This is a genomic window from Streptomyces sp. CG 926 (assembly GCF_003148825.1).
GTDB lineage: Bacteria > Actinomycetota > Actinomycetes > Streptomycetales > Streptomycetaceae > Streptomyces.
Genome location: NZ_QGGZ01000008.1, coordinates 1 through 13,293 on the forward strand (window position 1 = coordinate 1; position 13,293 = coordinate 13,293).

11 protein-coding genes are annotated in these 13,293 nt (G+C 72.5%); 7 read left to right on the forward strand and 4 right to left on the reverse strand.

From position 1 onward, the window contains the following. Window positions 1–101: 101 nt before the first annotated feature. A complete protein-coding gene (locus BCL76_RS21355; RefSeq protein WP_258309827.1) occupies window positions 102–1,070 on the reverse strand; it encodes a hypothetical protein in 969 nt (322 codons plus the stop codon). A 92-nt stretch (window positions 1,071–1,162) separates the two neighbouring features. Here BCL76_RS21355 and BCL76_RS21360 point away from each other — a divergent pair, with 92 nt between their 5' ends. From BCL76_RS21360 to BCL76_RS21375, 4 genes are all read left to right on the forward strand, one after another. After that, entirely contained in the window at window positions 1,163–3,454 is a 2,292-nt protein-coding gene (locus BCL76_RS21360; RefSeq protein ID WP_309136861.1) for a HAMP domain-containing protein, read from the forward strand. Between the two features lie 3 nt (window positions 3,455–3,457). Continuing rightward, a complete protein-coding gene (pgsB, locus tag BCL76_RS21365; RefSeq protein WP_258309828.1) occupies window positions 3,458–4,981 on the forward strand; it encodes a poly-gamma-glutamate synthase PgsB in 1,524 nt (507 codons plus the stop codon). Then, window positions 4,978–5,460, forward strand: a complete 483-nt coding sequence (locus BCL76_RS21370; RefSeq protein WP_030009641.1) for a poly-gamma-glutamate biosynthesis protein PgsC/CapC — start codon at window positions 4,978–4,980, stop codon at window positions 5,458–5,460. The genes pgsB and BCL76_RS21370 overlap by 4 nt, the downstream gene beginning before the upstream one ends. 98 nt (window positions 5,461–5,558) lie before the next feature. After that, window positions 5,559–6,629 (forward strand): C40 family peptidase, encoded by a 1,071-nt coding sequence (locus BCL76_RS21375; RefSeq protein ID WP_109781075.1) that lies wholly within the window; start codon window positions 5,559–5,561, stop codon window positions 6,627–6,629. Window positions 6,630–6,810: 181 nt separating this feature from the next. Here BCL76_RS21375 and BCL76_RS21380 read toward each other — a convergent pair whose 3' ends face one another. Then, window positions 6,811–7,509: a SigE family RNA polymerase sigma factor gene (locus tag BCL76_RS21380; protein WP_030763371.1), complete on the reverse strand. Its 699-nt coding sequence runs from the start codon at window positions 7,507–7,509 to the stop codon at window positions 6,811–6,813. 189 nt (window positions 7,510–7,698) lie between these two features. On the opposite strand from BCL76_RS21380, the gene afsQ1 reads away from it, so the two are divergent. Genes afsQ1 through BCL76_RS21395 form a run of 3 tightly spaced genes read left to right on the forward strand, consistent with a single transcriptional unit; the run spans window position 7,699 to window position 10,488 of the window. Further along, window positions 7,699–8,376 carry a two-component system response regulator AfsQ1 gene (gene afsQ1, locus BCL76_RS21385; protein WP_063754818.1) on the forward strand — a complete coding sequence of 226 codons (678 nt, stop codon included), beginning with the start codon at window positions 7,699–7,701 and terminating at the stop codon, window positions 8,374–8,376. A 53-nt stretch (window positions 8,377–8,429) separates the two neighbouring features. Further along, entirely contained in the window at window positions 8,430–9,860 is a 1,431-nt protein-coding gene (locus BCL76_RS21390; protein ID WP_258309854.1) for a sensor histidine kinase, read from the forward strand. Beyond that, entirely contained in the window at window positions 9,853–10,488 is a 636-nt protein-coding gene (locus tag BCL76_RS21395; protein ID WP_109781077.1) for a hypothetical protein, read from the forward strand. Before BCL76_RS21390 ends, BCL76_RS21395 begins: the two co-directional genes overlap by 8 nt. A gap of 195 nt (window positions 10,489–10,683) precedes the next feature. Here the strand turns inward: BCL76_RS21395 and BCL76_RS21400 are convergent, their stop codons facing one another. Both BCL76_RS21400 and BCL76_RS21405 read right to left on the reverse strand, forming a co-directional pair. Further along, window positions 10,684–12,342 (reverse strand): phospho-sugar mutase, encoded by a 1,659-nt coding sequence (locus BCL76_RS21400; RefSeq protein WP_109781078.1) that lies wholly within the window; start codon window positions 12,340–12,342, stop codon window positions 10,684–10,686. Between the two features lie 28 nt (window positions 12,343–12,370). Continuing rightward, window positions 12,371–13,177, reverse strand: a complete 807-nt coding sequence (locus BCL76_RS21405) for a purine-nucleoside phosphorylase (RefSeq protein ID WP_030763378.1) — start codon at window positions 13,175–13,177, stop codon at window positions 12,371–12,373. Window positions 13,178–13,293: the final 116 nt, after the last annotated feature.

Here is a 13,293-nt window from a genome sequence, read left to right on the forward strand (position 1 = left end):
CCCGAGTACGTCCAGTACACGGGCGCCCCTCCGCCTTGCGATGCACCGCACCGGACGACCCGGGCTCACCCGACAAGATCCGAAAGAGACGGCCTGACCCCTCAGCGGCGGGACCAGCGCTCCGTCAGGGTGGTGAGTGCGGCCGTGGCCCGGTCGAGGCCGCGGTCGTCGCCCCGGAGCGTCTTGTTCAGCTCGACGTGCAGGAAGCGGGACCGCCGGTCGGCGGCGGTCCGGCCCTGTTCGTTCTCCCGGCCGGCGAGCTTGCAGCGCGCGGAGTACGCCGTGCACACCTCCAGGCCGTCCCGCCGCAGCGCGGCGGTCAGCAGTTCGGCGTCCGCTACGGCGCTGTCGCCGGCTCCCGTGGAGACCACCGCGTCGCGGCCGCGGAACGACTCGTCGGCGAACCCGTGCAGCTGGACCCCCGGCAGGTTCCGCCGGGCCAGTTCCTCCACCACCCCGTGGAAGATCGAGTCGTCGCGGTGCGCCACGTCCGCCGCCCCGTCCTCGCCCGCGTCGCGGTGGGCCCCCGCGAGCACGAGCACCCCGCCGGGCGCGCTGCGCAGCACCCGTGCCCCCAGGAGTTCGGTGCGGGCGTCGGCGACGGGGTGGGGGACCTGGACCGACCAGCGCGCGGGCTCCTCCAGGTCGACGTACACCCGGCCCCAGCCGCGGCTGGTGTGGCCCGATTCACTCACCGCGTCCGCCACCTCGGCGTACCGGCGTCCGGTGGCGGAGTCCGTGACCACGCGGAGGGTGAAGTCGATCTCGGCGAGGCCGGTCCGGGCCGCTTCCGGATCCCCGTCGAGCAGGTGGGCGAACGCCTTGGTGAACGCCGATCGTTCCTGCTCGGTGGGGGTGCGGTAGCCGCCTTTCGCGCCGAAGCCGGCGGTGAGGTCGGCGATCCGCCGCTCCAGGTCGGTGCCGGCGGTGCGCTGGGGGGCGGGACCGGCCTGGCGGGCCGGGGGTGCGCTTCCCGGGCCCGACGGCCAAAAAGCCCAAACGGCACAAAACGCGACGAAGGTGCCGCACAGAACCGCGATCGTTATCCGCCTGGTCCGTGGAGCGTTCATAGTCGTACGAAAATAGCGGAGTGATGTCTTCCGTTTTTCATCACGCCCCCTAGGCCGCACCGGCTCCAGGACAGACCGAAGAGGAGCCCGCGTTGGCCGCGTTGCGACCGAAGCGGCGGCACCGGACCCGCCGTCGGGCCGACATGTCGCTGCTGGGCGGCATCCGCCCGCCCATCGCGGCCCTGTCCGCCGTGCTGCTGGCCCTCGCCGCCCTCACCGCGTTCCAACTCGGTCACGTGGGCCGGGAGAGCGTACCGCCGGCCGTCCGCACCTCCCAGCAGTACTTCGCCGAGGACGGTGCCATCGCCCTGCGCGCCTCCCTGGACGAGAGCATCACGGACATCGGCCGGACCGCCTCCCTGTTCCGCTCCGGCGAACCGGTCTCGCCCGACTCCGTGCTCGACAAGCTCGGCAGCGTCTACCAGAAGTGGCGCGGCACGGCCGTGATCGAGATCAAGTCGGGCCGACTGGAGGCGCAGCGCGGCGAGAACCTCCCGCTGACCGCCCTCGACCTGACCACCCTCGACGGGGACTCCGGCCTCGCCCCCCGCATGGTCCGGCTGGAGAACGGCGAGACCCGCCTGCTCACCCTCGCCCTGCTGTCCTGGCCCGACCGCCCCCAGCAGCTCCTGGTTGCCTCCAGCAGCCTGAAGGTCCCGGGCATCAGCCTCGGCAGGTCCCGCGCGATCGCCGTCCTCGACTCCTCCGGCCAGGTCCTCGGCAGCGACGGCGTCGGTGGGTCCGGGCAGGAGCGGAAGCAGCTCGCGAAGTTCGCGAAGACCGTCGCCCAGAAGGCCGACCGGCACCCCCTCCAGGCCAAGGAACCCGGCTCCGGCGGCTTCGCCGGCGTCAGCGGCAGCCTGCTCGGGGACGTCGAGGACGGCCACCGCTCCGTGGCCGGCTACGCGAAGCTCACCGGTTCGCAGCCCGGCGTGGGCACCGACGCTACCGCCCTCGGCCTCACCGTCGTCTCCTTCGTCGGCGTCACCGAGGAACGTTCGGCCGCCGTCGACTCCTTCTTCTGGATCGCCGCGTCCGCCGCCCTGCTGGTGCTCGGCGCACTGGCCGTCGCCCTGCTCGTGACCACCGTCCAGCGCCCGCTGCTCCAGCTGTTCCTGGAAAGCCGCCGGATCGGCCGCGGCGACCTGAACCGGCCGGTCACCCTGCCCAAGTACGGCGAGGCCGCCCGCATCGGCGCCGCCCTCGACCGACTGCGCCGGCAGCTCCTCGGCGAACCCGCGGCGCGGACCGAGGGCCCGCACGGCGGCCGCCGCTCCCGCATCGGCACCCGCGCCCTCCTCGCGGTGTGCGGGACCCTGCTCCTGGTGTGGTCGGCGCCGCTGCTGCTGACGCTCAACCGCGCGGGGGCCTCCGTAGCCGTGCCCAGGTCGATCGTCGACGACCAGCGCGAACGCACCGACACCCTGGCCGACCGGGTACGCCGCGCCCTCAACGAAGGACACGCCGACCTCACCTCCGTCGCCTCCGTCATCACCGCCGAGAACACCCCCGGCGAGCTGACCGAGCTGCTGGAACGCACCCGCAACCAGCACGGACGCTACGCGTCCCTCTACGTCCTGGGCGCCGACGGCACCGTCCTCGCCCGCACCGGCGGCGCACCCCACCACCCCGCCGGCCGAGGCCCCTCGAAACAGCCCGTCACCCTCGTCGACAGCGGCAACCGGCCGGTCATCACCGAGTACGCCGAGGCACCCGGCCTCGCCGGCGCCGCCGTGGTCGGCGAGCTGCGCATCGACTTCCTCAACGCCCTGCTCAAGCGACCCGGCCTCGGCGAGGTCCGCGTCGTCGACGCCCAGCACCGGGTGATCGGCGGCAACAACGGCTACCTGGCCTTCGCCCCGCTGTCGGACACCGATCTCGACGCCCTGGTGAACGCCGCGAACGAGAAGGGCGCCCCGAACGACAAGGCGGCGAAGGGCCCGCACGCCAGGAGCGCCCTGATCCGCAAGGGCGACCTCGCCGTCGCCGCCGCCGCGCCGATGACCGGTGGCGGCGTGGCCCAGCCGCTGGGCTGGACCGTCGTCACCCGGCAGCCGGCCAAGGGCCTGGAGATCGCCGCGTACACCGCGCAGAACCGCACCGTCCTGGCCGGACTGCTCGGCCTCACGGGCGCCGCGGCCTGCCTCGGCTGGCTGCACATCATCGTGGTGCGCCCGTTGCGCGACCTCGCCCGCCGCGCGGAGGCCTTGGCCGACGGCGACCGCCGCACCGTCGTCTACCCGACCCACCACGACGAGGTCGGCGCCGTCGCCCGCAGCCTCGAAGTCGTCCGCCATCAGCTGCTGGAACAGCGCAAGCGGGACGCCGTCGGTGGCGCCACCGCCCCGACGCCCGGCCCCGCCACCCCGGCCGGAAGGACCTGACCCGTGCTCTTCCTCTACTGCGTGCTGCTCTTCAGCTGCCTGGTCATGCTCGTCGCGGGCGTCGTCGAGCAGCGCCGGCACTACGCCAACCTCGCGCACATACCGAACCGGGTGCTCGTCAACGGCATCCGCGGCAAGAGCTCCATCACCCGGCTGTGCGCGGGAGCCCTGCGCGGCGGCGGGCTGGTGACGGTCGCCAAGACCACGGGCACCGCGGCCCGCTTCATCCACCCGGACGCCACCGAGGAGCCCGTCCACCGGAAGTTCGGCATCGCCAACGTCGTCGAGCAGATCGGCATCGTCCGGCGCGCCGCCGCCTACCGGCCGCACGCGCTGGTCATGGAGTGCATGGCGGTCATGCCGGCGCTCCAGGAGATCAACCAGTCGAAGCTGATCCAGTCGACCATCGGCGTGCTCTGCAACGTCCGCGAGGACCACGTCGCCGAGATGGGCCCCACCCTCGACGACATCGCCCGCTCCCTGTCGCGCTCGATGCCGCACGGCGGAATCTGCGTCACCGCCGAGAAGGAACGCTTCCACGTCCTCCAGGAGGAGGCCGACGCGCGCAACTGCACCCTCGTCTACGCCGACCCCGACACGGTCGGCGACGACGAGCTGCGCGGCTTCAGCTGGTTCACCTTCAAGGAGAACGTCGCCATCGCGCTCACCGTCGCCGAGCTCCTCGGCGTCGACCGCGAGACCGCCCTCCAGGGGATGTACGACGCCCCGCCGGACCCCGGTGTGCTCTCCGTCGAGCGGTACGTGGCCCCCGGCGGCAAGCGCGTCCGCTTCGCCAACGTCTTCGCCGCGAACGACCCCGAGTCGACGCTGATGAACATCAACCAGCTCCTCGAACTCGGCGCCGTCGACCGCCCCCTCAACGTCGTGATCAACTGCCGCCCCGACCGCGTCGAGCGCAACGGCCAGATGGGCGCGATCGTTCCGGACCTGATGCCCGACAAGGTCTTCGTCATCGGGCACCCGGCCAAGAGCGCCATCGACGCGATCCCGGCCGAGTGGCGCGGGCGCGCCGTCGACCTCGGCGGCGACCAGCGCGACGGCGAGGAGTTCATGAACGAGCTGCTCGGCCACCTGGGCGAGAGCTCCTCGCTGGTCGCCATCGGCAACATCCACGGCCAGGGCGAGATCCTCCTGGAACACCTGGCGGAACTCCCCGGCTTCGAGGACGAGCCCGACCCCGAGGAAGCCCACGGGGCGGCCCGGGACCACGAGGGCGCCGTTCCCCGGCAGGCCGCGCCGGTGCAGCCGCCGTACGTGCCGCACCTCGACCCGTACGCCGACCTCACCGCCGCCCAGGAGGCCCGGTACGCGCAGCCCCCGGTGCCACGGCAGTACGTCCACCCGCCGCAGCAGCAGGCGCGACCGGCCCCGCAGGGCCGGCCGCCGCACGAGGGGCAGGGCCCGTACCCGCCGCAGCCACGGCCGCCGCACGAGCGGCCCTGGCCGCCCCACCCGTACGAGCCCCACCCGAACCCGCAGTGGCAGAGCCCAGGAGAACCCCGTTGATCCCCGCAGTCCTCACCCCCGAGATCGCCGCGATCGGCATCGCGCTGGGCCTGCTGTTCTCCCTGCTCTGCTACCTGACGACGAACCTCTCGCCCGGCGGCATGATCACCCCCGGCTGGCTGGCGCTCACCCTCATCGAGGACCTGCAGCGCGCCGCGCTCGTCGTCGGCATCACCGCCCTGACGTACGCGCTCACCCTGGTCACCCAGAAGTTCGTCATCCTCTACGGCAAGCGCCTGTTCGCGGCCGTCGTCCTCATCGGAGTCCTCCTCCAGGCCACGGTGGTGATCGTGCTCCAGATGAAGTTCCCGCTGCTGTACGCGAACCAGACCCTCGGCTTCATCGTCCCCGGACTGATCGCGTACCAGCTCGTGCGTCAGCCCAAGGGCGCCACGCTGCTCGCCACCGGCTCCGCGACCCTCATGACGTACGTCGTCCTGACCTCGGGCATCCTGCTCGGCTTCATGCCGCACGCCTGACCGACGCCCGACGCCCGCCGCCCGACGCCCGACGCCCGACGCCCGACGCACGCCCGACCGTCGCCGGCCCGACCACCCGCACCGCCCGGAGCACACCGATGACCGCCAAGCCCGCCCGCCGCACCCACCCCGTCCTGCACGCCGCCGTCGTGGCGGTCCTGCTGGCCGGCAGCACGTACTTCACCTACGAGCTGCGCAAGGAGGAGCAGGCCAAGGCCCCCGCGGTGCTGCACGTCACCGACCGGGCGCACCAGGTCGGCGCCCAGGAAGGCGCCCAGAAATGGGAGCGGCTCAAGAACCCGGAGCGCTCGGTCCTGCGCGGCGCGGACGGCGCCGTCCTCGCCACCTTCACCGACGGCGCGCGCACCGCGTCGCTCACCGGCAAGAGCCGCACCTTCACCGAGCCGGCCACCACCGCCACCCGCGTCGTCACCGAGACCTGGGTCCGCCTGCTGCCGGAGAGCTGGCGAAACGGCGCGGAGCGCGAGCGCTGGTTCCAGGACTGGTTCAAGAAGTACTACGGGAGCGAGGAGGACGACCTCTTCGCCATCGCCTTCCAGTACGGGGACCAGGCACCGGTCAAGAAGGACGCGGCCGGCGTCCAGTACGCGGGCGACGCCGCCTTCGGTCCGCTCAACCCGAACGGCTCCGAGGGCAACGACCTCCGCCTGGAGCAGTCGGACTTCTACGACTACCTCGGCATCCCGTACACCTTCCGCAACGGCACCACGGAACGGCCGGAGAAGGCCAAGTACCGGGCCATGGACTGTTCCGGCTTCATCCGCACGGTCTTCGGGTACCGCGGCCGCTTCCCCCTGATGGCCTCCGACACCGCGGGCAACGGACTGCCGCGCACCGCCAACGGGATGGCCCGCTCCAAGGTCGGGGTGGACATCCTGGCCCTGGGGGGCGTGGGCGCGCAGGACCGGCCGGCCTCCGTCGACGTCCTCCAGCCGGGCGACCTGGTGTTCTTCAAGCTCGACGCGCGCACCGGCGAGCGTCTCGACCACACCGGCATGTACCTCGGCAACGACACCGACGGGCACAAGATCTTCATCTCGAGCCGCGAAGAGGCCAACGGGCCCACCATCGGTGACAAGGGCGGCGCCTCCCGCCTCGACGGCAACGGTTACTACGCCGCCGCCCTGCGCAGCGCCAAGCGCCTGTGACCCGACCGTCCGCGCGGCCCGCCGACCGCCTGCCCGCCGACCCGCCGGCCCGCGTACCGGGCATATGAAAAGGCGGGACCAGGCGGACCCCCGTCCGCTCGATCCCGCCTTTTCCCCCGCGGCCCCCGCCCCACCCCCGTAGGACGGGCCCCCTGGCCCGATGGCTTCTGTCTGGGCCGCGTTACGCGACCAGCTCCTCGAAGGACTCCGCCTCGTCACGGCCGAAGCTGAGCGCCTCGTCCTCCCGCAGGCGGCGCAGCGAGCGCCAGATGCTCGACTTCACGGTGCCGACGCTGATGCCGAGGATCTCCGCGATCTCCGGGTCCGTGCGGCCCTCGTAGTAACGGAGCACCAGCATCGTGCGCTGCGGCTCCGGGATCCGGGTCAGGGCCTGCCACAGCACCGCGCGCAGCTCCGTACCGCGCATCGCGTCCGTGTCGGAGGCCGTCTCCGGCAGCTCCTCCGTCGGGTACTCGTTCAGCTTCCGCCGACGCCACGCGCTGATGTGCAGGTTCGTCATCGTGCGGCGCAGGTAGCCACCGACGGCCGCCTTGTCGCTGATCCGGTCCCAGGCGCGGTACGTGGAGAACAGCGCGCTCTGCAGCAGGTCCTCGGCCTCGTACCGGTCACCGGTGAGGTGGAAGGCCGTCGCGTACAGGGCGGCACGCCGCTCCTGGACGTACGCCGTGAACTCCGCCTCGGAGATGGAGGGAGCGGTCCGCTCGGCGGTGGGAACCGCCTGGTACTGGTTTGCGTCAATGGCTACGACGTGGGCCGGCCGGGGACGGGCGACCGCCACCGTACGGACACCCGCCCGGCGGTTCACATCGTGCAGCCGCGTGACAACCGCGCTGGTGGTGGTGCTGTGCAGCGTGTTCATCTCGCGCCCCCCGTCGTGGAGTGTGTCTGCTTCGGTCCGTTGTGCGTTGATGAAAAGATTGCCCCGCCGACTTAACCGGGGTGTCCGTCGACTGTCACAGCCGTGTCACAGCGACTTCTGACAGGACACCGACAGGATCACGTCGCGCGACGGTCGAGTTCCCGACGGCCGATGGGTCAGAATGAGCGCGTGCCTTTCCTGTTGCTGATCGAGGACGACGACGCCATCCGCACGGCCCTCGAACTCTCCCTGTCTCGCCAGGGCCACCGTGTGGCCACCGCGGCGACGGGCGAGGACGGCCTGAAACTGCTGCGCGAGCAGCGGCCGGACCTGATCGTGCTGGACGTGATGCTGCCCGGGATCGACGGCTTCGAGGTGTGCCGGCGGATCCGGCGCACCGACCAGCTGCCGATCATCCTGCTCACCGCGCGCAGCGACGACATCGACGTGGTCGTCGGACTGGAGTCCGGAGCCGACGACTACGTGGTCAAGCCCGTCCAGGGCCGGGTCCTCGACGCCCGGATCCGGGCCGTACTGCGCCGCGGCGAGCGCGAGTCGAGCGACTCGGCGAGCTTCGGCTCCCTGGTCATCGACCGGGCGGCCATGACCGTGACCAAGAACGGCGAGGACCTGCAGCTCACGCCGACCGAGCTGCGGCTGCTGCTCGAACTGAGCCGTCGGCCCGGGCAGGCGCTCTCGCGCCAGCAGCTGCTGCGGCTGGTCTGGGAGCACGACTACCTCGGTGACTCGCGGCTCGTCGACGCCTGCGTGCAGCGGCTGCGCGCCAAGGTCGAGGACGTGCCGTCCTCGCCCACCCTGATCCGTACCGTGCGGGGTGTGGGCTACCGCCTGGACTCCCCGCAGTGATCCGGTCGTTGCTCGCGGGCCGGCGCTGGACCAGCCTGCGGCTGCGGCTCCTCATGGTGTTCTGCCTGGTCGCGCTCACGGCGGCGGTCTCGGCCTCCGGCATCGCCTACTGGCTCAACCGGGAGGCCGTCCTCACCCGTGTCCAGGACGCCGCCCTCGGCGACTTCCGGCAGGAGATGCAGAACCGGGCCGCCGCGCTGCCCGCCGATCCCACCGCCGAGGAGCTGCAGCGCACCGCCGAACTGATGGCGGGCAGCAGCCCCGGATACAGCGTGCTGCTGGTGCAGGTGGGCAAGGACAACCGGCAGATCTTCGGCGCGGCGGGGCCCGACTCCTTCGGGCTGGCCAACGTACCCAAGTCCCTGCAGAACGCGGTGAACGACCGGCAGAAGACCACCGCCGCGAACGACTCCGAGTACCACGTCTACTGGCAGCGGACGAAGCCGCGCGGCAATCCGTACCTGGTCGGCGGGACGCGCGTGGTGGGCGGCGGACTGACCGGCTACATGTACAAGTCCCTCGCGCAGGAGCGCGACGACCTGAACGCGCTCGGCTGGTCGCTGACCATCGCCACCTGTCTCGCCCTGCTCGGCTCGGCCCTGCTGGCGCAGGCCGCGGCCCGTACCGTGCTCAAGCCCGTGCAGCGGCTCGGGGACGCGGCGCGGCGGCTCGGCGAGGGCGAGCTGGACCACCGCCTCGACGTGTCGGGCACGGACGAGCTCGCCGACCTCTCGCACACCTTCAACAAGACGGCCGAGGCGCTGGAGAAGAAGGTCGCCGACATGAGCGCGCGGGAGGAGGCCAGCCGGCGCTTCGTCGCGGACATGTCGCACGAACTGCGGACGCCGCTGACCGCGCTGACGGCGGTCGCCGAGGTGCTGGAGGAGGAGGTCGAGGACCTCGATCCGATGATCGCACCGGCCGTGGCGCTGGTCGTCAGCGAGACCCGCCGCCTCAACATCCTGGTGGAGAACCTGATGGAGGTCACCCGCTTCGACGCGGGCACGGCCAAGCTGGTCCTGGACGACGTGGACGTCGCCGACCAGGTCACGGCCTGTATCGACGCCCGGGCCTGGCTCGACGCGGTCGAACTCGACGCCGAGCGCGGCATCGTGGTCCGCCTCGACCCGCGCCGCCTCGACGTCATCCTCGCCAACCTCATCGGCAACGCCCTCAAGCACGGCGGCTCGCCGGTCCGGGTGTCGGTGACCGTGGAGGGGGAGTGGCTGGTGATCGCGGTGCAGGACAACGGGCCGGGCATTCCCGAGGAGGTCCTGCCGCACGTCTTCGACCGGTTCTACAAGGCGAGCGCGTCGCGGCCGAAGTCGGACGGCAGCGGGCTCGGCCTGTCGATCGCCGTGGAGAACGCGCACATCCACGGCGGCGACATCACCGCCGCCAATGTGTCGGGCGGTGGGGCGCTGTTCACGCTGCGGCTGCCGGTGGACGTGGGAAAGGTGCTCGCGGGTGACGAGGATGCGTAGGGCTCTGCCGGTCGTCCCGGTGGTGCTGGCCCCGTTCGTCGCGGCCCTGCTGCTCGCGACGTCGGCCTGCGGGATCCGGGCGACGACCGTGCCGGTGGACGTGGGCCCGGCGCCGTCGCGGGTGTCCTGCGACACGCAGGAGCAGCCGAGCGGGGTGCAGGGCTTCCGGGCCACGGTGGAACTGGTCTGCGGATCGCAGCTGGTGGGCGTGGAGCGAGTGGTTCCGGTGCCCGAGAAGAAGCCCGTACGCGACCCGCTGGCGATGGTCGCGCAGGCCCTGCTGGAAGCGCTGGAGCGGACGCCGAGCTCGGAGGAGCGGGACGCCGGCTTCACGAGCGAGGTCCCGCTCGGGCTGTCGGCGGGCGCGCCGAGGCCGGGCGACCCGGCGGGCACGGTACGGCTCAGCCGCAAGCCGGAGGACCTGCCGCCGGTGGCCCTCTCGCAGATCGTGTGCACGCTGGCGGGCAGCGAGGCCCTGAAGGCGACCCCGGGCCCGGTGATCCTGGGCGGCCCGGACGTGGATCCGCCGCGGGCGTGGGAGTGCACCGACGCGGTCCGCTCCCGCCCGGAGTCGGTACCGACCCTGGGCGAACTGGCGACCCCGGCCCCGACCCCTAAACCTTCCTGACACCGCCGGCGTACCTCCGCGCCTCGACGTCGGCGGGGCCGGACATGCGAAGGCCCGGTCCCGCCGGACGGGGCGGGACCGGGCCGGGCAGGGGCCGAAGCCCCGGCCGTGCGCCCGACGGACGGAGTCCGGCGCAGCGGCGCGAAGCCGGTGAGGCCCCCTGGGGCCGAGGCGCGCGAGCGCCGCGGGGAGGAATCAGATGCCCATGGCGGCCGAGAGGTCCTTCTTGATCGCGTCGAGGACCTCCTGGCCGCGGACGCGGGCCGAGGCCAGGTCGCAGGCTTCGGCCACCGGGACCACGACCTCCAGGTAGCACTTCAGCTTCGGCTCGGTACCCGACGGGCGGGCGATGACCCGGGCCTTGTACGCGCCGTCCAGGTAGTAGCGCAGGCCGTCGGTGGGCGGGAGGGACTCCGTGCCCTTGGACAGGTCCTCCGCCGAGACCACCCGCAGCCCCGCCAGGGACACCGGCGGCTGCGCGCGCAGCGCCGCCATCGCGTCGGCGATGATCGACAGGTCCGAGACGCGCACCGACAGCTGGTCGGTGGCGTGCAGCCCGTGGGCCATCGCCAGGTCGTCCAGCAGGTCGGTCAGCGTGCGGCCCTGTTCCCCCAGCACCGAGGCCAGCTCCGCCACCAGCAGGGCGGCGGTGACGCCGTCCTTGTCACGGACGCCCTCGGGGTCCACGCAGTAGCCGAGCGCCTCCTCGTAGCCGTAGCGCAGGCCCTCGACGCGGGCGATCCACTTGAAGCCGGTCAGGGTCTCCTCGTAACCGACGCCCGCCGCCTCCGCGATCCGGCCCAGGAGGCTGGAGGAGACGATGGACTCGGCGAAGACGCCCCGCGCGCCCTTGTGGACCAGGTGCGCCGCCAGCAGCGCGCCGACCTCGTCGCCGCGCAGCATCCGCCAGCCGTCCGCCGTGGGCACGGCAACGGCGCAGCGGTCCGCGTCCGGGTCGTTGGCGATCACGATGTCGGGCCGGACCTCGGCGGCCTTCGCGAAGGCCAGGTCCATCGCGCCCGGCTCCTCCGGGTTCGGGAACGCCACGGTCGGGAAGGCCGGGTCGGGCTCGGCCTGCTCGGCGACGAGCACCGGCTCCGGGAAGCCGTGCCGGGCGAAGGCCGCCATGACGACGTCCTTGCCGACGCCGTGCATGGCCGTGTAGACGGTCCGCACGCCCCGGGGGGAGCCGGGGGTCAGGACGGCGTCGGTGCGCGCCAGGTAGGCCTCCAGGACCTCGTCGCCGAGTTCCTGCCAGCCCGACTCGGGGCGCGGTACGTCGGCCAGCTTCTCGACCGCCGCGATCTGCGCCGCGATCTCGGAGTCGGCCGGGGAGACGATCTGCGAGCCGTCGCCGAGGTAGACCTTGTAGCCGTTGTCCCGGGGCGGGTTGTGGCTCGCGGTCACCTCGACGCCGGCGACGGCGCCGAGGTGCCTTATCGCGTACGCGAGCACGGGGGTCGGCAGGGGGCGGGGCAGGAGGGCCGCGCGCAGCCCGGCGCCGGTCATGACGGCCGCGGTGTCGCGGGCGAAGTCCGCCGACTTGTAGCGGGCGTCGTAGCCGACGACGACCAGGCCGCCGTCGTGGCCCTGGGCCTTCAGGTAGGCCGCGAGGCCCGCCGCGGCCCGGATGACCACGCCGCGGTTCATCCGCATCGGGCCGGCGCCGATCTCACCGCGCAGTCCGGCGGTGCCGAACTGCAGGGTGCCCGCGAAACGGTCCGCGAGCTCCGCCGTGTCGCCGGCCTCGATGAGCGCGGCCAGTTCCGCGGCCGTCTCCGGGTCCGGGTCCTCGGCCAGCCAGGCCTGCGCCCGGATGATCAGATCGTCCTGTGCCTGTGCCTGTTCCTGCACTGCTTCCGCCTTAGCTCTCGTACGTCGATCAGATGCGGGCGAGGACCTGCGTCAGCAGTGTGCCCATGCGGGCGGCCGAGTCACGGCCGGCCTGGAGGACCTCTTCGTGGTTCAGCGGCTCGCCGGACAGGCCCGCCGCCAGGTTGGTGACCAGGGAGATGCCGAGCACCTCGGCGCCGGCCTCACGGGCGGCGATGGCCTCCAGCACGGTGGACATGCCGACCAGGTCGGCGCCCATCACGCGGATCATGTTGATCTCGGCCGGGGTCTCGTAGTGCGGGCCGGGGAACTGGACGTAGACGCCCTCTTCGAGGCTCGCGTCGATCTCCTTGCACATCGCGCGCAGGCGCGGCGAGTACAGGTCGGTGAGGTCGACGAAGTTCGCCCCGACGATCGGCGAGGTGGCCGTCAGGTTGAGGTGGTCGCTGATCAGGACGGGCTGGCCGGGCTTCATGCCCTCGCGCAGACCGCCGCAGCCGTTGGTCAGGACGACGGTCTTGCAACCGGCGGCGACGGCGGTGCGCACGCCGTGGGCGACGGCGGCGACGCCGCGGCCCTCGTAGTAGTGGGTCCGGCCGAGGAAGACCAGGGCGCGCTTTTCGCCGATCTTGTACGAGCGGATCTTGCCGCCGTGGCCCTCGACGGCGGCGGGCGGGAAGCCGGGCAGCTCGGTGACGAGGAACTCGGCCTCGGGGGCGCCGAGCGCCTCTGCGGCGGGGGCCCATCCGGAGCCCATGACGAGGGCGACATCGTGGGTGTCCACGCCGGTCAGCTCACGCAGGCGGGCGGCTGCGGCGTCGGCGGCGGCGAAGGGGTCGGTAACAGATGCGTTCACGCGGACGAGCGTAACCGCTTTCCGCCTACGCGCGTAGATGGCACAGCTCACGGTGTTCGGATCGTTGCCTTGTCGTTTCCGCCGAAACGTCCCCGTGGCGGCGCGGCACCGTTGCG